Annotated in this window: 20 protein-coding genes and 1 pseudogene; 7 read left to right on the top strand and 14 right to left on the bottom strand. The window is 62.8% G+C overall.

The window, feature by feature from the left end:
- Positions 1-76: 76 nt before the first annotated feature.
- Positions 77-1363 carry a Glu/Leu/Phe/Val family dehydrogenase gene (locus tag ASR47_RS06835; RefSeq protein WP_065307003.1) on the bottom strand — a complete coding sequence of 429 codons (1287 nt, stop codon included), beginning with the start codon at positions 1361-1363 and terminating at the stop codon, positions 77-79.
- Between the two features lie 149 nt (positions 1364-1512).
- Complete coding sequence (locus tag ASR47_RS06830; RefSeq protein ID WP_065307002.1) at positions 1513-2493, bottom strand: LysR family transcriptional regulator; 981 nt, start codon at positions 2491-2493, stop codon at positions 1513-1515.
- A 123-nt stretch (positions 2494-2616) separates the two neighbouring features.
- Between ASR47_RS06830 and ASR47_RS26935 the strand changes: the two genes are divergently transcribed.
- On the top strand, positions 2617-2970 hold the full coding sequence (locus ASR47_RS26935; protein ID WP_150127704.1) for a hypothetical protein: 354 nt from the start codon (positions 2617-2619) through the stop codon (positions 2968-2970).
- Here the strand turns inward: ASR47_RS26935 and ASR47_RS06825 are convergent.
- The 9 genes and pseudogenes from ASR47_RS06825 to ASR47_RS26430 form a co-directional block, all read right to left on the bottom strand.
- Complete coding sequence (locus tag ASR47_RS06825) at positions 2870-3337, bottom strand: hypothetical protein (protein ID WP_065307001.1); 468 nt, start codon at positions 3335-3337, stop codon at positions 2870-2872. The two genes, ASR47_RS26935 and ASR47_RS06825, sit on opposite strands and share 101 nt — an antisense overlap.
- The gene (gene recQ, locus ASR47_RS06820) at positions 3337-5160 is read right to left on the bottom strand and encodes a DNA helicase RecQ (protein ID WP_065307000.1); all 1824 of its coding nucleotides are present in this window, start codon (positions 5158-5160) and stop codon (positions 3337-3339) included. Before recQ ends, ASR47_RS06825 begins: the two co-directional genes overlap by 1 nt.
- Before the next feature lie 6 nt (positions 5161-5166).
- The gene (locus tag ASR47_RS06815; protein WP_065306999.1) at positions 5167-6012 is read right to left on the bottom strand and encodes an undecaprenyl-diphosphate phosphatase; all 846 of its coding nucleotides are present in this window, start codon (positions 6010-6012) and stop codon (positions 5167-5169) included.
- 160 nt (positions 6013-6172) lie between these two features.
- Positions 6173-7333: an MFS transporter gene (locus ASR47_RS06810; protein WP_065306998.1), complete on the bottom strand. Its 1161-nt coding sequence runs from the start codon at positions 7331-7333 to the stop codon at positions 6173-6175.
- Between the two features lie 31 nt (positions 7334-7364).
- The gene (locus ASR47_RS06805; RefSeq protein WP_065306997.1) at positions 7365-8138 is read right to left on the bottom strand and encodes a DeoR/GlpR family DNA-binding transcription regulator; all 774 of its coding nucleotides are present in this window, start codon (positions 8136-8138) and stop codon (positions 7365-7367) included.
- A 139-nt stretch (positions 8139-8277) separates the two neighbouring features.
- Positions 8278-8550, bottom strand: a complete 273-nt coding sequence (locus ASR47_RS06800; protein WP_065306996.1) for a YkgJ family cysteine cluster protein — start codon at positions 8548-8550, stop codon at positions 8278-8280.
- An 82-nt stretch (positions 8551-8632) separates the two neighbouring features.
- On the bottom strand, positions 8633-9511 hold the full coding sequence (locus ASR47_RS06795; RefSeq protein ID WP_065306995.1) for a head GIN domain-containing protein: 879 nt from the start codon (positions 9509-9511) through the stop codon (positions 8633-8635).
- 147 nt (positions 9512-9658) lie between these two features.
- Positions 9659-11164: a DASS family sodium-coupled anion symporter gene (locus ASR47_RS06790; RefSeq protein ID WP_065306994.1), complete on the bottom strand. Its 1506-nt coding sequence runs from the start codon at positions 11162-11164 to the stop codon at positions 9659-9661.
- A 453-nt stretch (positions 11165-11617) separates the two neighbouring features.
- A pseudogene (locus ASR47_RS26430) lies at positions 11618-11728 on the bottom strand (nuclear transport factor 2 family protein); the annotation flags it as partial.
- 81 nt (positions 11729-11809) lie between these two features.
- On the opposite strand from ASR47_RS26430, the gene ASR47_RS06785 reads away from it, so the two are divergent.
- The 5 genes from ASR47_RS06785 to ASR47_RS06765 all read left to right on the top strand — a co-directional run bounded on the left by ASR47_RS06785 (position 11810) and on the right by ASR47_RS06765 (position 17232).
- Entirely contained in the window at positions 11810-13837 is a 2028-nt protein-coding gene (locus ASR47_RS06785; RefSeq protein ID WP_065306993.1) for a DKNYY domain-containing protein, read from the top strand.
- Positions 13838-13945: 108 nt separating this feature from the next.
- Entirely contained in the window at positions 13946-14596 is a 651-nt protein-coding gene (locus tag ASR47_RS06780; RefSeq protein WP_065306992.1) for a TetR/AcrR family transcriptional regulator, read from the top strand.
- A 165-nt stretch (positions 14597-14761) separates the two neighbouring features.
- Entirely contained in the window at positions 14762-15412 is a 651-nt protein-coding gene (locus ASR47_RS06775) for a protein-L-isoaspartate O-methyltransferase family protein (protein WP_065306991.1), read from the top strand.
- A gap of 14 nt (positions 15413-15426) precedes the next feature.
- Positions 15427-15750: a rhodanese-like domain-containing protein gene (locus tag ASR47_RS06770; RefSeq protein WP_065306990.1), complete on the top strand. Its 324-nt coding sequence runs from the start codon at positions 15427-15429 to the stop codon at positions 15748-15750.
- Positions 15751-15891: 141 nt separating this feature from the next.
- A complete protein-coding gene (locus ASR47_RS06765) occupies positions 15892-17232 on the top strand; it encodes a TolC family outer membrane protein (RefSeq protein WP_065306989.1) in 1341 nt (446 codons plus the stop codon).
- Positions 17233-17280: 48 nt separating this feature from the next.
- Here the strand turns inward: ASR47_RS06765 and ASR47_RS06760 are convergent, their stop codons facing one another.
- Positions 17281-17748 carry a DMT family transporter gene (locus ASR47_RS06760; protein ID WP_082988777.1) on the bottom strand — a complete coding sequence of 156 codons (468 nt, stop codon included), beginning with the start codon at positions 17746-17748 and terminating at the stop codon, positions 17281-17283.
- Positions 17749-17830: 82 nt separating this feature from the next.
- Between ASR47_RS06760 and ASR47_RS06755 the strand changes: the two genes are divergently transcribed.
- Entirely contained in the window at positions 17831-18745 is a 915-nt protein-coding gene (locus tag ASR47_RS06755) for a LysR substrate-binding domain-containing protein (protein ID WP_065306987.1), read from the top strand.
- Between the two features lie 6 nt (positions 18746-18751).
- Here the strand turns inward: ASR47_RS06755 and gloA are convergent, their stop codons facing one another.
- Both gloA and ASR47_RS06745 read right to left on the bottom strand, forming a co-directional pair.
- The gene (gene gloA / locus ASR47_RS06750; protein ID WP_082988776.1) at positions 18752-19159 is read right to left on the bottom strand and encodes a lactoylglutathione lyase; all 408 of its coding nucleotides are present in this window, start codon (positions 19157-19159) and stop codon (positions 18752-18754) included.
- A gap of 113 nt (positions 19160-19272) precedes the next feature.
- Positions 19273-19695 (bottom strand): OsmC family protein, encoded by a 423-nt coding sequence (locus ASR47_RS06745; RefSeq protein ID WP_065306986.1) that lies wholly within the window; start codon positions 19693-19695, stop codon positions 19273-19275.
- Positions 19696-19722 lie beyond the last annotated feature (27 nt).

The raw sequence follows: 19722 nt of genomic DNA, 5'->3' as shown, positions 1-19722 counted from the left end.
CGGAAGGGGCAGGCGCAAAAAAGCCCGGGGCAGGCGCAGCATGGCCGCACCGCCCCGGGCTTTTTTCAGGCAGTCATCAAGGATACAGGCCGCGTACCTCGCGCGCCTGCAGCACGCGGGTGCAGGCCAGGATGAAGGTGGCGGTACGCATCGACACTTTTTTCTCCTGCGACACTTGCCACACGGCGTCGAACGCTTCGCGCATGATGCGCGTCAGGCGGCTGTTGATCTCTTCCTCGGTCCAGAAGAAGCTCGAGAAGTTCTGCGACCATTCGAAGTAACTGACGGTCACGCCGCCGGCGTTGGCCAGCACGTCCGGCACGATCAGCACGCCCCGGTCGTTGAGGATGTCGTCGGCGGCCGGCATGGTCGGGCCGTTGGCGCCTTCCAGGATGATCTTGGCGCGGATGATGTGGGCGCGCTCGGCGGTGATCTGCTGTTCCAGCGCGGCCGGGATCAGGATGTCGCACTCGATGCCCCAGAAATCGTCGCGTGGCACGAACGCTTCGGCGCCCGGGAAGCCTTCGACGCTGCCCGCTTCGGCCACGTGGGCCAGCAGTTGCGGAATGTCCAGGCCGCCGGTATGGACCACGGTGGTCTTGTGGTCCTGCACCGCGACGATTTTCGAGCCCGCCTCGGCAAACATGCGCGCGGCCACGCCGCCGACGTTACCGAAACCTTGCACGATGACTTTCGCGCCTTCGATCGGCACGCCGATGCGGGCGGCGGCATCGCAGCCGATCACGTACACGCCGCGGCCGGTCGCATCGCGGCGGCCCAGGCTGCCACCGAGCGAGATCGGCTTGCCCGTCACCACGCCGGTCGACATATTGCCGTTCAGCATGGAGTAGCTGTCCATCATCCAGGCCATCACCTGTTCATTGGTGTTGACGTCCGGCGCCGGAATATCCTTGTTCGGTCCGATGATCATGCTGATTTCGCTCGTGTAGCGGCGCGTCAGGCGCTGCAGCTCGTTGCGCGACAGGGTTTTCGGATCGACGCGGATGCCGCCCTTGGCGCCACCGTATGGCACGTTGACGGCCGCGTTCTTGACCGTCATCCATGCCGACAGCGCCATCACTTCCGACAGCGTCACGTCTTCGTGGAAGCGCACGCCGCCCTTGCCGGGGCCGCGCGACATATTGTGCTGCACGCGGTAGCCTTCGTAGTGGGCGATGCTGCCGTCATCGCGCTCGATGGGCACGTCGACCGTCAGGATGCGCTTCGGGCGCTTCAGGGTTTCGACCCAGCGCGACAGGCTGCCCAGGTAGGGCGTGACGCGGTCGATCTGCTCGAGGTAGACGCCCCAAGGGCCGAGGTCTTCAGGATTGAGGTAGGAAGGCAGTGCGTGCTTGCTGGTCATGCTTGATAAGCTCCTGGACAATACGAATACGTGAGAGGCGTAACCGGCAAGCAGCTACGCACAGCGGAACCGCATCGTAGGCGATGCCCGCATGCCCCGGCCAATGCTTTGTGCGCATCCGGTTATGCATTTATTGCATAGTTGTCGCGTCAGGATTCGGTGGCGCTGCGCTTGCGGCGGCGGCCGCGCGCGGCATTTTCCTGCGCCTTTACCTGCGCCCGCACCAGGTATTGCCACAGGCGTTCGACGATGGCCTTGCCGGGCCGCTGGCCGTTCGGCCGTTCGCGGTACAGGCGGATTTCCAGCTCGATTTCCCAGCCTGGCGCGCCGCCGTCGGCCAGCGCCAGGTGCTTGTACTTGACGTCGCGCAGCACCGCCGACTCGGGCAAGAAGGCGATGCCGCGTCCCTCCAGCGCCATCATCTTCAGGCCTTCGGCCATGTCGGTCTCGTAGCAGGTGTCGAGAAACAAAGGCGTTTTCGCGTCGGCCAGCAGCAGTTCGACCATGCGCCCGAGGTAGGCGTTGCTGGTGTAGGAAAGAAAAGGCACTGGGTCCTCGGCGCTGCCCGGCAGCACGAAATCGGGTACCTTGTCGGCGCCGCAGCGCGCATAGGCGCGCACGGTTTCACGGCCCATCACCAGCATGTCGTAGCGGCCAGGATCGAGCTGCACCGGCTGGCGCGGATGGTGATAGCACAGCAGCAAATCGCAGCCGCCGTCGACCAGCTGCAGCACCGCGTCGTGCACGTTCAGGGCCATCAGGCGGCTGTTGATGGGTGCGAAACCCTGTTCCAGGGCCGTCAGCCATTTCGGCATGAAGGTCAGCGACAGGGTGTGCGGCACGGCGAAGTCGACGCTGGTCTGGGTGGCGGCGCGCTTGCCGCGCAGCAGGGCGCGCACGCCATTGATCTGACCCAGCATTTCCAGCGCCTGCTCGTAGAACACGGCGCCGGCCGGCGTCAGGCGGGTGGGGTAGGACGTGCGGTCGACCAGGTCGATGCCGAGCCAGTTTTCCAGCGACTGGATGCGCCGCGAAAACGCCGGCTGCGTAACATGGCGCAGCGCCGCCGAACGGCTGAAATTATGCGTTTCAGCGAGCGAAATGAAGTCTTCCAGCCATTTGGTTTCCATCGCAGGATCGTACCGTTTTTGGACGCACATGCATAGGCCGGCGGCATGCTGGCAGCTGGAATAAAGACTTCTTTGGCATCGAAAACATCTTAGACCGACAAACCCCGCGAAGCGGTGGTCGTAGTGGCCAACGAAATTCGTGGCGCGGCCGGCGAGCGCCCGCTGCAGGGCGAAGAGTTCAACAGCACCGCGCAGCTGGCCAGCGCCGCGGGCAAGTTCGTGCGGCCCGATGACCTGGTATGGCTGGTGATCGGCGACCTGCGCAAGATCGAAGCGGGCGTGCGCGAACTGGGCTGGGGCGAGGTGACGGTGCTCGATGGCGACGGCAAGCCTGTCGCACAATCGCTATTGAAACGGCGCCCGCAGGCGCCGTTGTTCATGCAGTCTGCCGGTACAGCGCGGCGGGCAGGCCGAAGAAGGAAGGCGGACCGAGGGTCGCGCTGTCGAGCGATTCGCCCGTGTCCAGGGCCTGGCTGATGGCCGACAGCAAGGAGCTGCGCTCGGCCAGGTTCTGCATCAGCGCGCGCGGGCCGTTGTGGAAGGTATGGCTGGCGATATCGGCGGCGACGGCAAAGATCGGTTCGCAGCGCATGGGGTAGGCCACCCATTCGCCATCCTCATCCTGCGCGCAGAAGGTGTCGGGCAAGGTCACGTTTTTTGCGCCGGGAAGGTGCGACGCCAGCACCATGCCGAACGCTTCGGGCACCACGTCGGCCAGGCGGCGCACGGTGAGGTCGTCCTGCACCAGAGCACGCAACTGCTCTTCGGTTTCATCGCCGGCGTCCGGCCCGGCGCCAAGCAGTCTCACGGCCTGGTAGATCAGGTCGGGCGAGAGCGCTTCCATCAGATCATCTCCAGGATCATGGCGACGATTTCATCGCCGTAGGACGCCAGCTTTTTCTCGCCCACGCCGCTCACGCCGCGCAGCTGCTCCAGCGAAGTCGGCTTGGCCTTGGCGATTTCGCGCAAGGTGGCGTCGACAAAGATCACATAGGCCGGCACATTGTGGGTGCGCGCCGTTTCCACGCGCCACCAGCGCAGCTTGTCGAAGATCGCCTGCTCGCTGGTCGACAAATCCATTTCGACGTAGCCCTTGGCCACGCTGGTGCTGCGCTTGCTGGTTTTCACCGGCTTTTGATACTGGCGCAGCTGCACTTTCTGGCCGCCCTTGAGCACCGGGCGCGAGGCGTCCGTCAGTTTCAATGAGCTGTATTGTTCATGGTCGACGGCGACTAAGCCCAGCGCGATGGCCTGGCGCAAAATCGACTTCCATTCCGCTTCGCCGAGGTCCGCGCCGATGCCGAATACCGACAAGGAATCGTGGTGCCAGGTCTTGATGCGTTCGGACTCCATGCCACGCAGCACGTCGATCACGTGGCCGCCGGCAAAGCGCTGGTCGACCCGGTAGATGGCCGACAGCAGTTTTTGCACCGGCACCGTGCCGTCGAACGAGACCGGCGGCACCAGGCAGGTGTCGCAGTTGCCGCAAGGGGAGGCCGGCTCGCCGAAGTATTCGAGCAAGCGCATGCGCCGGCAGCTGAGGGTTTCGCACAGGCCCAGCATGGCGTCGAGTTTCACGCCCAGCACGCGCTTGAAAGTCTCGTCGGCTTCCGATTCGTCGATCATGCGCCGCTGCAGCACCACGTCCTGCAGGCCATAGGCCATCCAGGCGTTGGCAGCCATGCCGTCGCGGCCGGCGCGCCCGGTTTCCTGGTAATAGCCCTCGATGCTTTTCGGCAGGTCGAGGTGGGCCACGAAGCGCACGTCGGGCTTGTCGATGCCCATGCCGAAGGCGATGGTGGCCACCATCACGATGTTTTCCTCGCGTAAAAAGCGCGCCTGGTTGGCGCTGCGTTTGGCGTACTCCATGCCGGCGTGGTAGGGCAGGGCGCGGATGCCGCTCTGGTTCAGAAATTCCGCCGTCTCCTCCACTTTTTTGCGCGACAGGCAGTAGACGATGCCGCAGTCGCCCGCGTGTTCGGTGGTGATGAAGTCGAGCAGCTGCTTGCGGCCATTGGCCTTCTCGACGATCTGGTAGCGGATATTCGGCCGGTCGAACGACGAGACGAACTGGCGCGCGTCGTCGAGCTGCAGGCGCAAGGCGATTTCGGCGCGCGTCTGCGGGTCGGCGGTGGCGGTCAGCGCAATGCGCGGCACGTCCGGGAACTGCTCGTGCAGCACCGACAGCTTGATGTATTCGGGACGGAAGTCGTGCCCCCACTGGGCCACGCAGTGCGCTTCGTCAATCGCGAACAGGGCGATTTTCGAGGCCTGGAACAGGTCCAGGCAGCGCTGCGTCATCAGGCGTTCGGGCGCCACGTAGACCAGGTCGATCTGGCCGGTGCGCACCAGGCGCTCGATGCGGCTCGCTTCTTCGTAGGTCTGGGTGGAATTGAGGAAGGCGGCGCGCACACCGACTTCGGCCAGCGCATCGACCTGGTCCTGCATCAGCGCGATCAGCGGCGAGATGACCACGCCGACACCATCGCGCAGCAGCGCCGGGATCTGGTAGCACAGCGACTTGCCGCCGCCGGTGGGCATCAGCACCAGCGCGTCGCCGCCGTGGCTGACATGGTCGACAATATCGGCTTGCTGGCCGCGGAAGGCCGGATAGCCGAAGACGGTTTGCAGCGTCTGCAGGGCTTGCGCGTTGAGGTCTTGATTCATGGTGCCTTATTCTGCCCAGACAACCCAGCCGTAATGGGCGCTGGCGATCACCAGCACGCCAAACACGATACGGTACCAGGCGAAGAATGTGAAGTCATGCGAACTGATGTAGCGCAGCAGCCAGCGCACGCACAAAAAGGCGGAAACAAACGCGGCCAGGGTGCCCACGGTAAACAGCGGCAGGTCGGTGACCGACAAAATGTCGCGCGCCTTGTACAGCGAATAAAAGGTGGCCGCCAGCAAGGTGGGAATGGCCAGGAAGAACGAGAATTCGGTGGCCGTCTTGCGCGACAGGCCCAGCAGCATGCCGCCGATGATGGTCGAGCCCGAACGGCTGGTGCCGGGAATCAGGGCGAAGGCCTGGGCGCAGCCGACTTTCAGCGCGTCCAGCGGCGTCATTTCATCGACCGAATTGACGCGCACGGTGACCGGATTGAGGCGCGCGCGGCGCTCGACCAGCAAAATGATCACGCCGCCGATAATGAACGCCAGCGCCACCGGCACCGGCTTGAACAGCGCATGCTTGATCATCTTGCCGATCGCCAGCCCGATCATCGCCAGGGGAAGAAACGCGATCGCCACGTTGAGCACGAACTTGCGCGATTTCACTTCCGAGCCGAAGGTCGACAGCACCGAACCGATGCGCGCGCGGTATTCCCAGCATACGGCCAGGATGGCGCCGGCCTGGATCGCGATCTCGAACACATCCATCACGTCTTTCGACACATCGTTGCTAAAGTCGAGCAGGCTGCCGGCGAGGATCAGATGGCCGGTGGAGGAAATCGGCAGGAATTCGGTAAAGCCTTCGACCAGCCCCATGATGATGGCTTTTAATGCAAGAATCGGATCCATGAATCGCTATATATGTGTGGGTAAGCAGCAAGGGGAGGGGGAGGCCGCGCGGCATTGGCATGATGCGCGGGGTCGAAGCTTACCACGAGAGCGCCTTGCGGACGCGATTGGCGCGCTGCCCGCTGGCGCTTTTTGGCGCCGGCGGGCAGGCAGGGCGGGATCAGGCTGCGGTTTTGGCCGTGGATGCGGGCGCTGCGGCCAGGCGCGAACTGGCCGCTACCAGCAGCAGCGCGCCGCCGAGGATGGCAAAGGCGATATTGAGGCTGGTGGCGTGGGCCACGAAACCGATCACGGCCGGTCCGGCCAGGATGCCCGCGTAGCCGATGGTGGTAATGGCCGCCACCGCCAGGCTGGCCGGCATGGCCGTCTGGTTGCCGGCCGCCGTAAACAGGATGGGCACGATATTGGCCGCGCCCAGGCCGACCAGCACGAAGCCTGCCAGCGCCAGCACCGCGCCGGGCGCCAGTACCGCCAGGAAGAAGCCGCCGGCCGCGCACAGGCCGCCAAAAGCGAGTACCCGCTTGCCGCCAAAGCGGCTCACCACCTTGTCGCCGGTAAAGCGGCCGACGGTCATGGCGATGGCGAACGCGGCGTAGCCCAGGCCGCCCTTGGCTTCGTCGAGGCCGCGCATGCCGGTCAGGAACAGGGCGCTCCAGTCGAGCACGGCGCCTTCGGCCAGGAACACGATAAAGCACAGCAGGCCGATCAGGATCACGGCGCCATGTGGCATGACGAACAGCGGCGTCTTTTCGCCGCTGGCCGAGACGGTGCGCAGCAAGTGGCCTTGCGAGGCGCCCATCACGGCGGCGAGCACGGCCATGAGCACCACGCAGGACCAGGCCGGTGTCAGGCCCAGCCACAGCAGCATGGCCATGCAGGCCGCGCCGGCAAAGCCGCCCACGCTGAACAATGCATGAAAGCCCGACATCATCGCGCCGCCATTGGCTTTTTCAATGATCACGGCCTGGATATTCATGGCCACGTCCATGGTGCCCATGGCGGCGCCAAAGGTCAGCAGCACCAGGCCCAGCTGCAGCGGCGTGGCGGCCAGCGCCAGCCCGGGCAGTACGGCGATCAACACGGCGCCGGCGCACAGGATCACGCTGCGGCAGCCGAAGCGGGCCGCCAGCACGCCCGTAAATGGCATGGCGCACAGGGAACCTGCGCCCAGGCACAGCAACAGAAAGCCGAGGGTGGCTTCATCCAGGCCGAGGCGGGTCTTGGCGTAGGGTACCAGCGGCGCCCAGGCCGCCATGCCGAAGCCGGCGGCGAAAAAGACCAGGCGCGTGGCGCGTTGTTGCAGGGTACCGGTAAGGTGCATGGCGTGACTTTTCAAAAAGAGGGAAAAAACTTCAGCGGGCGCGGGCGCGCAGCACCTGCACGCCCTGCCGTTCGAAGGCGGCGACATGGGCGGCGTCGGCATTTGCTTCCAGCACCAGGTGCTGCAGCAGGCCGGTGGCCAGCACGCCGAACGGCGCGGCCGTGCCCAGCTTGTCGCTGGTGACGGCCACCACCACCGCCCGGCTGGCGCCGGCGATGCTGCGCTTGAATTCGGCCTCGTCATAGTTAAAAGCGGTGACACCCGCCTCGGCGTCGGCGCCGCATGCGCCGAGAAAGCATAAATCGGGATGCATGCGCTCGACCGTGCGCAGCGCCTGCGGCCCCAGGCTGGCGCCGGCGCGCCGGTCGACCCGTCCGCCGGCCAGGATCAGCTCGATCTCGGGCCGCTCCATCAGCGCCATGGCGATCGCCGGCGCATTGGTGATCACCGTCAAGGTCAATGGCGGCAGCGCGGTGGCGATCGCCAGGTTGGTGGAACCCGCGTCGAGAAACAGCACCTGCCCCGCGCGCACCAGCGACACGGCCGACTGCGCCAGGCGCGCCTTGCTTTCGGGTGCTTCATGCTGGCGCTGGGTCAGGCTGCCGCCATCGGGCGCCAGCGGCAGCGCGCCGCCATATACGCGCTGGCACAGGCCGGCGGCGGCCATCTCGCGCAGGTCGCGCCGTATCGTGTCTTCCGACACCTCGAGCTGGCGCGCCAGGTCCAGCGCCAGCACCCGGCCATCGGCTTGCAATTGTTGCAAGATCAGCGCATGGCGCTGTTTGAGTAGCAGGTTGGCGGTCATGGTTAACTTAAATCGTGCAGGAATGCGCATGAATATACGCAAACGTGCAGATTGCGTCAAGCGCGGTCGAGCGAGGGCTGGCAATGCCTGCTGTTGAAGTGGGTAAAGTAAGGTAGCGCTGGGCCTGTAGGCTGATGTTTCAGGGCGCCGTCAAGCGCTCCAGCTCGCCCAGCCAGCGCACCGCATATTCCCGGCTTTCACCACACATTTCTTCAGATGGTTGCAGCCCGCCGCAAAATGCCGGTCGCTCGGGCTGGCCGAAGATGCGGCACAGATTGTCATCGGCCAGCTGCACGCAGCGCACGCCGGCCGGTTTGCCATTGGGCATGCCGGGTATCGGGCTGGTGATCGAGGGGGCGGTGCAGCAGGCACCGCAGGAAGGGCGGCATGCCAGGGGGGCGGAAGTTGGCATGGCGGTGACGTGAAAAGCGGGCAGGGCCGACAGTATAGCAAGCCCCCGCCGCGGCAAGCTGCGCAGCCTTATTGCACCACGCTTATTGCACCACGCGCACGCGCGAACCCGACAGGGTGCGTTTGGCCGGCTCGCCATGGACGGTAATGCGGCCCGAGCCGCTGGAGCGGGCGTTGACCTCGCCGCTGGCGGTGGCATCGATATCGCCGGAACCGTTGCTCGCCAGATAGGCTGTTTCGCTGCGGAGCGACGCCAGGTCGATATCGCCCGAGCCGTTGACCTTGGCATCCAGGCGCTGCACAGTGCTGCCGGCGCTGGCGCTGATGTTGCCCGAGCCATTGAGGGCGATATTGACGCGCTCGCCACGTACCTGGCCCAGGTGGATGCGGCCCGAGCCGTTCTGGACGACTTCGCTGTTGCCGCTGGCCAGCGCCACCGCGTTGATGGTGCCCGAACCATGGTTGGCCAGGTCAAGGCGGCCGACCTTGCCTGACAGTTCGGTTTTCAGCGAACCACGCTGTTCCAGGCTGAGGTCTTCGCCGTTAAAGCCGCTGGCCACCAGACGCCCGCCGCTGGTGATGCTGATCTTGTTCAGATGCGGCGTGGTGTAGGTGATACGGATCTCATTGCTGCGGCGCAGATTGGCATCGCTCCAGATGCGCAGGGTGTTGCCGCTCGCTTCGCTGTGGATCAGCGGCAGCAGATTGCTGTCCGCTTCGATCACCAGCGACGGCGCCGGGCCGACGCGCACATCGATGCGGACGTCGAGCCAGTTAAGGTTGCCGATATCGAGTGCCGTCACGCTGCTGACGGGGCGCTCGTCGCGGCCCCGTTGTTGGTTGCCGTCGATGGTCTTGCCACCCGAGTTGCCAACATAGCGTACATCACCGTCGTTAGGGTTGATGACGATGGCGCAGCCGCCAAGGGCGACGGCGCAGCACAGGGCCAGCAAAGCACGCATGATATTTCCTTTTGGATTGTTATCGTTGAATGAAAAAAGCCGGCGGCCGCGTTGCGGCTGCCGTGCTGTCGATAGCAAGATAACAAAGTGCCCCTGCTGCCTGTAGCGCAATGCGATGAACTGCGCAAAACGGGGGCTGAACTGCGCTTACCAGTAGCCCAGCACCTTCCACCAGGTGGTGCCCACCACGGCAAAAATCGCCAGTTCGACCAGGCACATGATCAATCCCGTGCGCCACCAGTTGCCCATCGTCACATAGCCGCTGCCAAAGATGATGGGCGAGGTGCCGGTGGCGTAGTGGGTCAGGGTCATCATGATGGCGGAACCGGCCGTCATCATCAGCATGAAAGGAATCAAATACTCGGGCGGAATCAGCTGCGCGCCGACCGTCAGGAAGGCCAGCAGCATGGCGCTGATATGGGCCGTGGTGCTGGCAAAGAAATAGTGCGAAAACACGAATACCAGCACCAGTACGCCAGCCACCGGCAGCCAGTCCATGCCGCTGGCGACGATGGCGCCCTTCATGCCGGCGGAGAACCAGGCGATCACGCCGGTCTTGTTCAGCTGCTCGGCCATCATCACCAAGGCGCCAAACCACACCAGGGTGTCCCACGCGCTTTTCTCCGACAGCACGTCGTCCCAATCGATGGTGCCGGTAATGATCAGCACGAACAGGCCGACAAAGGCGACCACCGTCGGGTCGAGCGAAAAGGCGGGGCCAAACAGCATGGCTGGCACATTGGCCCACAGCACCAGCAGCAGGCCAAAGGTGCCCAGCATGACTTTTTCGGCGGACGACAGCGGGCCCATGGTTTTCAGTTCGCTTTTTGCATAGTCGACCGCGTCCGGCGTGGCTTTCAGCTCCGGCGGCGACAGCAAGTAAATCACCAGTGGCATCACCAGCAGGCACACCAGGCCCGGCAGCAGCATGCACAGTGCCCAGGTGGTCCAGCTCAGGTGAAAGCCCTGGTTGCTGACCCTGGCCACGTAATCGACCACCAGCGGATTGGGTGCGGTGGCCGTCAGGAACATGGCCGAGGTGATCGGGTTGGCGTGGTAGTTGACCAGCGCCAGGTAGGTGCCGACCTTGCGCTCGGTGCCCTTGGCCGGGTCGGAGTCGAACGCGTTGGCGATCGACTTCATGATCGGGTGCACGATGCCGCCGCCGCGCGCCGTGTTGCTGGGCGTAAAAGGCGCCAGCACCAGTTCGCAGATCGCCAGGCCATAGCCGATGCCGATGGTGCGCTTGCCCAGCAGGGAGATGAACAGCAGGCCGATGCGGCTGCCCAGGCCGGTTTTTTTCAGGCCGCGCGAAATCAAGATGGCGACCACGATCAGCCAGATCAGCGGATTGGCAAAACTGCTCAGCGCATCGGTAATGGCGCCCTTGGACGAGGTGGCGGTCACTTGCGACAGCGAGACGATCACGATCGCCATCATGGCCATCACGCCGATCGGCATCACCTTCAAAATGATGGCGACGATGGTGGTGAGAAAAATCGCCACCAGCGCCCAGGCCTTGGCCGTCAAGCCGTCGGGTGTCGGCAGCAACAGCAGGGTCACCAGCACGATGGTGGAAATGACGGCCGGCCCCAGGCGAAAGGGCACGGCTTCCTTGAAATGGCGCAGCAGCTCGCCGGCGGTCTTGAACATCTCGATCCTTTCTGATTCCCGCCTGCCGGTACAGGCAGGCGATAAGGCAACATTGCAAATCCATCATAAGGCTATGCCGGCGAGAAAAAGCCGGGGATCTGGACAGGACCGCACTGAAGTCAATTTTTCCGCGATCAGATGCGTCCGTCGCGCCGCAATTGCACGCCGATGCGGCGGATCTCGGCTTCGCCCTGATCCAGCGCAGCCTGGCTGGTGTGTATGAATAGTGGCGCATGAACAGCGCGTGCGGATGTTGCACGGCCAAGCCCGGCACGAAGGGCGTGTCACCGCGTGCGACAGCCCCGTCAGCCTGGAGCAATTGCAGCAGCTTGACGCCGTGATGACTTGCTGCCGGTGCTGGCGCAATACCACAGCTCCGGCCATGGCTTCAATGTGCTTTATCCGAGCCGGCGCCAGCCGCCGCCGGCCATGCACAACCTCGTCAGGATATGATCAGAACATGGGATTGCCGCTGGCGGTTTTTTCAGGAACCGCCTGCCTCACATCCCGGTGTTCGACGATCTTGCCGTTTTCCAGCCTGAAAATATCGACGATGGCGCTGCCGAGCACAAGCACTGTACCCGCAGTGTGCGGTCTTTCTTGCAAAAAGGTTATGCTGCCCACTTATTATCCTGGAATGCAACGATGACGACGCCAGATGCCGATGCTGCGCAGTGGGAGCCACTTGAGCTTGAATGGCACGGGGACTTCGCGTTTATGGTCGGGGCCTTACTGGGGGACGAGAGTGCCCGCGAGATATACATCATGCTCGCGCCGGCAGGAAAGCCGCCCTTGGAGATCGCGCAAGAGGCAAGTGCCCGGCATTTTCCGCCGTCGCCATTGTGTGTGCGGCAAAGAGTCTGGCGACATCGGACCTGTCCGGGTTTGTTGCGCGATAGTCAGCGTGATTACTACCTGCTGCCGCAGTACCTTGCGCGATATGGCTACCATGCGGTGCAGGCGTTGCCGTTTCGTTTCAACGGCATTCTGGAAAACCTGTCTTGCCATTACTGGCGTGACCAGTGCAGCGCGTATTGGTTTGATGATTATTCGGTGACCTTGATGGTTGATGTAAAGCACCAGGATCTTGCTTTGCTCGAGCCGGCGCCAGCTTTTGTATCAGCCGAGTGCGCGCTGTTCAGCGATGGCGTGAATGTGTTTTTGTCTGGAAAGGTGATCGCGAATGCGCACGACCAGATCCGTTATACCAATCACCCCGCTTACCGGGTGATCAACGGACAAGTCTACCGAGGCTATCAGCGATTGCACCAGAAGGACGGCACACCTTTGCCCATCGCCAATCCTGATGGCTTTCGCATGCTTGCGCGGCGCTGGGGGACGGATGGCGTGTCGATTATCGTGCAGGCACAGCAGGGATCGAGCGTTGCATACGAATACTTTTACCGTATTGACAATGCCGATCTGGCCACATTCACCGTACTTAACGAACGTTATGCCAAGGATGGGCAACGAGCGTATTATTTGACGGGGAAGTCGATTCGCCATATGGGCAATTTCCAATTGCTCAACTGCCGGCAAGCGGAATTTGACGAGGCCGGCCGGGTAGTGTCTGAGAGTCAATATCAGCACGAGTATCTTGCCGTGGATGATCAGTTTGTTTACGCGGCAGGGACGCGTGTGCGTGGCGCTCACGGCCCCAGCTTTCAACACCTCGGCTTCGACTTTTACCGCGACCATCAGCGTGCTTACTGTCGCAACAAACCGCTGCAGGTGGATGTGGACAGTTTCGTGGTGGCGCAGTTATATCATGCAGGACGCGATTACTCGCCGGTACTGGTGGGCGACCGAAACGGGCCACTGGGCAGCGACGGTGTACTCGACGAGGCCATGCAGCTGGAGTGGACGCCATTTTTCGAGGCGCATCCGCAACTGACAGATTACTGGTGGCACCGCTTGCAGGCGCAGGACAAGGCGCACGCGGCACTACAGGAAGACATCCCGGCGCGGCGTGTCATCGGTCTTGGCTTCGAACTGGGCCGGCAGGTGTACTTTCATGGACGGCCTATCACCGGACTGGATGCGGCCAGTTTCAAGTTGGTGGGTGAACATCTGTGCGGCGATGTCAATGGCTTGTATCTGATCCCCTATCATTGCGCTGACAGAGATGTGCCTGAACGGTTTTCGACCGAGTCTGTGGAACATTTCACCGCATTCGATTCGACTTACCTCAGTGACGGTAAAACAGTCTATTGCCACCGAATTTTCTATCACTGTCCTCAGCCCATTCTCAAGGCTGACATTGCCACCTTCGTCAGCTGCGGTCATGGATGGGCCAAGGATAGCCGTGCCGTTTACTACAGGGGGCAGGCTAAAAAACACCTCGATCCCGACAATACACAGATACTAGGCACTTATGCGTTCAATTCCACGTTGATGATGTTCGATGGCAAGCCACTCGATGTCGCGTTCAGCCCGGAAGAAGTCTCGGTGCCACATCCGCATTTCCTGCAGCTGGGCACGCGTAAATTGTTTTGCGGCCGCAGCCCGGTGAGCGCCAGGCGCGTCGACCTGGCCACGTTGGTGTTCCTCGATGATCGCCATGCGCGCGACAAGCAACGGTTCTACCGCTACGACGGCCATGCCGCACTGACTGAGGTGAGCGAAGAGGACTACCTGCTGTGGTCTGATATGCATCTCATCGCCGCAACGTGAAAGAGCAGTGCAAGCTTATGTGTCGTCCAACGAACGGCGATCAGCCTTGACCTTGCTTGTATACACGTCTAAGATTAATGACTCAAAAGTAAGTTACCGGAATCACCTATGGAAGTCCCGATCGACAGCAAGCCGCGCTGGGAGCGGCGCAAGGATGCGCGGCCGCAGGAACTGCTGGCAGCGGCGCTCGACCTGTTTGTCGAACGCGGCTTTGCCTCGACGCGCCTGGAAGACGTGGCCAAGCGGGCCGGCGTGTCGAAAGGCACTTTGTACCTGTATTTTGAAAACAAGCAGGAGCTGTTCAAGGCCGTAGTGCGCGACAATATTGTCCATTCGATCGGCGAAGCGGAAGCCAGCATGGCCACGTCGGACGCCAGCAGCAGCGAGCTGTTGCGCAGCATGATGATGCAATGGTGGGAAGAATTCGGCGCCACCAGGCTGGCCGGTCTGACCAAGCTGATGATGGCGGAAAACAACAATTTTCCGGAACTGGCGCAATTTTACAATGAAGAAGTCGTGCAACGTGGCAATGCCCTGATTGCCAGCCTGATCGAGCGCGGCATGCGGCGCGGCGAGTTTCGCCAGGTCGATCCGGTGCTGGTCAGCGCCATCCTGTGCGCGCCAATGACCATGCTGATCATGTGGACGCATTCCTTCCTGCCCTGCGATGTGAACCACATCGATCCCGTCGCCTATCTCAATACCTTTATCGACATGAGCCTGCGCGGACTGCAGTTGACGCCGCCGGTGGGCGCTTGAGCCTCGGGCAATGTTACCGTTCAGTTATGCCTTTACATGGTTCACCCCCTCAAATCTGCAGATCGTCGCAAATTTCCTCCAACGCCCCGCTTTATGGTTAACATGTGCTTTCAGCCAGTTCAACGATAAAATGGCGGATTATTACTTCACTTACCGAGTCCAAAGATGAATATCGAACAAGCCCGCTTCAATATGATCGAACAGCAAATCCGTCCGTGGGACGTATTGGATATCGACGTGCTGGAGCTGTTGAACGTGGTCAAGCGTGAAGATTTCGTCCCTGCCGCGTACAAGAACCTGGCCTTCATCGATACCGAAATTCCGTTGGGCGGCGGCGAAAGCATGTTCACGCCCAAGCTCGAAGCGCGCATCTTGCAGGAAGTTGCCGTCAAAAAGCACGAAAATGTCCTGGAAATCGGCACCGGCAGCGGCTACATGGCAGCCTTGCTGGCGCACAAGGCGCGTCATGTGACCACCGTGGAAATCTTGCCACAGTTGAAAGAGCAGGCCGAGAAGACCCTGGCCGCCAATGGCGTGACCAATGTCAATGTGGTGCTGGGCGATGGCGCGCAGGGCTGGAGCGCCGGTGCGCCGTATGACGTGATCGTCATGTCGGGCGCCCTGGCGGTGCTGCCAGAGGCGGTTTTGCAACAGGTCAAGGTGGGCGGGCGCATCCTGGCCATTATCGGCGAAGCACCGATCATGTCGGCGCACCTGATCACGCGCACCTCGGACAAGGCTTACGATACGCGCAAGGTATTTGAAACCAGCGTGGCGCCGCTGCAAGCCGTGCCGCCATCGCACTTCAAGTTCTGAGCGGCGGGGTACTGATGGAGATCCTGAGCGCACCGCAACTGGCCGCCTGGCTGGCTGACCCTGCCCGTCCGCGTCCCTTCCTGCTCGACGTGCGCGAGCCGTGGGAATTCGAGCTGTGCCGGCTGGACGACGCCACCCTGATGCCGATGAACTCGATTCCGGCGCGCATCGATGACCTCGATGAAGACGCCGAGATCGTCTGCATCTGCCATCACGGCGCGCGCAGCATGCAGGTGGCGGCCTTTTTGGAGCGCCATGGTTTTGGCAAGGTCAGCAATTTGACGGGCGGCATGCACGCCTGGGCGTTGCAAGTTGACGCCAGCATGGCAAAATATTAAGTAATTTCTTGTAGACGTAGCCACGGGCCTGTGCAGTGCGCAGGCCCGAGGAGACCTGCACCCGTCTGATGCGGAAGGGGCGGCAGGCAGCACCCGATTCTTGTATCCATCAACTTTTGACGACTCCCACGGAGAAATGCAATGCGGAAACCCCTTATCGCCGTACTGATGAGCAGCGCCTTTGTCTCGATGACATGCTCGCTGCAGGCACAGGCGGCCGATCTCATCCAGGTCTACCAGCAGGCGCTGGCCAACGACGCGCAGTATGCCAGCGCGCGCGCTGCCCTGTCGGCCGGGATGGAGCGGGTGCCGCAGGGCCTGGCCGGCTTGCTGCCGCAGGTGTCCGCCTCGGGCAGCAATACGCGCGGCGACAACGAGCAGATCATCCAGAACCAGGGTGGCAACAAGATCACCTCGCCATCGGTCAATGTGCGTACCAACAGCTACAACCTGACCCTGGCCCAGCCCTTGTTCCGTTGGGACCGCTGGGAAACCTATCAGCAAAGCAAGCTGGCGCAGGCGATTGCCGAAGCCCAGTTCGCGCAGGTGCAGCAAGACCTGATCACGCGCGTGGCGCAAGCGTATTTCGATGTGCTGAGCGCGCAGGACAATCTGGGCGCGACGCAGTCGCAAAAAGTGGCCACCACCGAGCAGCTGGCCTCGGCCAAGCGCAATTTCGAGGTCGGCACGCAGACCATTACCGACACCCATGAAGCGCAGGCGGCGTATGACCTGGTGGTGGCGCAGGAGTTTGCCGCCATCAACGACCTGGCCAACAAGCGCAGCGCCTTGCAGACGATTATCGGCGAAGCGCCGGCCAACCTGGCGGCCATGCGCGCCGGCGTTGTGCTCAGCGCGCCGCAGCCGGCCACCGTCGAACCGTGGGTCAGCTCGGCCGAAGAGCAGAACTTCGGCGTCGTCACGGCCCAGTTCAACGTCGAGTCCGCCAAGCGCGACATCGGCCGCAACCGCGCCGGCCATTATCCGACCCTGGACCTGATCGCCAACGCCGGCCATACCTATTCCTCGGGTGGCGGCACCGGCAGCGGCAACAACAACAACGCCATCGGCGTGCAGTGGAGCATTCCGATTTTCAGCGGCTTTGCCGTCACCAGCAAGGTGCGCGAATCGATCGCGCTGGAAAACAAGGCCCGCAACGACCTGGAAACGGCGCGCCGTTCGGCGTCGCAAAATGCACGCCAGGCTTTCCTGGGCGTCAACAGCGGCATGGCGCAAGTCAAGGCGCTGGAAGCGGCGGAAGTGTCGAGCAAATCGGCGCTGGAATCGAACCAGCTCGGCTACCAGGTGGGCGTGCGCATCAATATCGACGTCCTGAATGCGCAGAAACAATTGTTCTCGACGCAGAAAGACCTGTCGAAAGCGCGCTACGACACCATCATGAACGGCCTGCGCCTGAAGGCCGCCGCCGGCACGCTGAAGGAAACCGACCTGGTGCCGGTCAATGCCTTGCTTGACCGTTAAGCACAGTGCACCTTCAGAAAAACCAGCGCCCGCGCTGGTTTTTTTTCGTCAGTTGGCGCGGCCCGCCGCCACTTGCGTGACGATCACGCCGGCCACTACCAGTCCCGCCCCCACCCAATGCAGCGGCGTGATGTGCTTTACGGCAAAGCCCAGCAAGCCGTAGCGGTCGATGGCCAGCGCGGCCAGCACCTGGCCGCCAATCACGGCCGCCATGAAGGGGCCCGAACCCATGCGTGGCGCCAGCATCAGCGCGGCCGTAATATAAAACACACCGGCCGCGCCGCCGAGCCAGGTCCAGCCTGGCGCGCGCAGCGACAGCGCCACCTCGGGCGCCGGCACGCGCATCACCAGCATGACCAGTGATGCGAGCACGGCGCTCACGCCCAGCGAGGCCACGGTGGCCCACAGCGGGTGGCCCAGGTTGCGGCCCAGCGCCGCGTTGGCGCTGGCCTGGAACGGCACGACGGCGCCGGCCAGCATGGCCAGCGGCGCAAATAAGGTGATCCATCCTTGCATGTGAGACTCCATCTGTTGAGTTGATGGTGTCATCGTATTATGCTGTTGGCATAAAATCCAATTCACACTTTGTCATCAAAACATGCACCATACGAATAGTTTGCGCGCGATCGACCTGAACCTGCTGGTGATCCTGGAAGCCTTGCTGAGCGAGCGCCATCTGTCGCGCGCGGCCCGGCGCTTGCACATGAGCCAGCCCGCCGTCAGTCATGCGCTGGCCCGGCTGCGCCATCTGCTCGGCGATCCGCTGCTGCTGCGCGGCAAGGGCGGATTCCAGCCGACGGCGCGCGCGCTGGCGCTGGCGCGGCCGCTGGCCGAAGCCCTGCAAAACGTGCGTTCGGTGCTTGGCGGCGCCGTGTTCGACGCCGCCAGCACGCAGCGCGTGTTTCGCCTGGCCATGTCGGACTACGGCGCGGCGCAGGTCTTGCCGCTCTTGCTGCGCCGCTTGCGCACGGATGCGCCCGGCATTGATCTGGCCATCAGCTACGCCAGCCGGCCGGCCATGCTGGCGGCGCTGCAGGATGGCGAGATCGACCTGGCGCTGGGCGTGTTCGCGCAACTGCCACAGCAGCTGCACAGCGATCTCCTGTTCGAGGAAAATTTCATCTGCGCGTACGATCCCGCCAGCCTGGCGCCGGGCGAAACGTTGAACCTGGGAACCTATCTGGCGCGGCCCCATGTGCTGGTGGCGTCCACCGATGGCGGCATGGCGGGCGAAGTCGATGCGGCCCTGGCCAAACTGGGCAGGACGCGCAGGGTCGCCGTGCGCTTGCCGCACTGGACGGTGGCGCCGGCGTTAATCAGGGGAACGGATCTGGTGCTGACGGTGGCGCGGCGCGCCGTGCAGGGACATGACCATCACGGCTTGATGCTGCAGGCACCGCCCTTTGCGATTGCGCCCTTTGCGTTCGAGCTGGTGCGGCACCAGCGCACCGAAGGCGACGCCGGCATCGCCTGGCTGCGCGCGGCGATTGCCGCCGCATTGCAGCCAGCTTGATGACAATTACAATCCAGCGCCCTGGCCGTCGAACTTGCGTTCGATCAGTTCGATCTTGTAGCCGTCGGGGTCGGTAATAAAGGCGATCACGGTGCTGCCGCCCTTGACCGGGCCCGGTTCGCGCGTGACGTTGCCGCCGTTGCTGCGCGCCGCATCGCAGGCAGCGACGATATCGTCGGCCGAGATGGCGATATGGCCGTAGGCCGTACCCAGGTCATAGCTGGTGGTACCGTAGTTGTAGGTCAGTTCCAGTTCCGCGTGGTCCGGGTTCGAGCCGTAGCCGACAAAGGCCAGCGTGTACTGGTATTCCGGGTTGTCGCTGGTGCGCAGCAGCTTCATGCCCAGCACCCTGGTGTAGAAGTCGATGGAGCGCTGCAGGTCGCCGACCCGCAACATGGTGTGCAAAATACGCATCTTGTATCCTTGGTATGAAAGAGGGAGTGGCAGGATTCTAGGCGTTTTGTGCGCTTCTTGCAGAAATCCTTGCATGCCGCCCGCTTTGGGGCGGCATGCAAGGATTGCAAAACTTATTCCAGCGTGGCGTCGAGCGTGATGTTTGCCACCAGCAGTTTCGATACCGGGCAACCGAGCTTGGCGCGCAGCGCCGCATCCTGGAAGACCTCGTCGGTGGCGCCCGGAATGGTCGCCACCAGGGTCAGGTGCACGGCGGTGATTGCGTACTCGCCATCGACCTTGTCCAGGCTGACCTGGGCCGTGGTTTTCAGGGCGGTCGCTTTCAGGCCGGCTTCGCCCAGCTTGCCCGACAGCGCCATGGTGAAACAGGCCGCGTGGGCGGCGCCGATGATTTCTTCCGGATTGCTGCCCGGGCCATCTTCGAAGCGCGTGTTAAAGCCATAGGCAATATTGTCGAGCGCACCGCTTTCGCTGGAAATAAAACCTTTTCCATCCTTGAGGCCGCCACTCCAGACGGCTGATCCTGATTTTTTCATGATGTGCTCCTTTGCTTGGGTTCGAAT

This window comes from Janthinobacterium psychrotolerans (genome assembly GCF_001677885.1).
Lineage (GTDB): Bacteria > Pseudomonadota > Gammaproteobacteria > Burkholderiales > Burkholderiaceae_D > Janthinobacterium > Janthinobacterium psychrotolerans.
The sequence above is the reverse complement of the archived record's forward strand: the minus strand, read 5'-3'. Positions and strand labels throughout refer to the sequence as shown.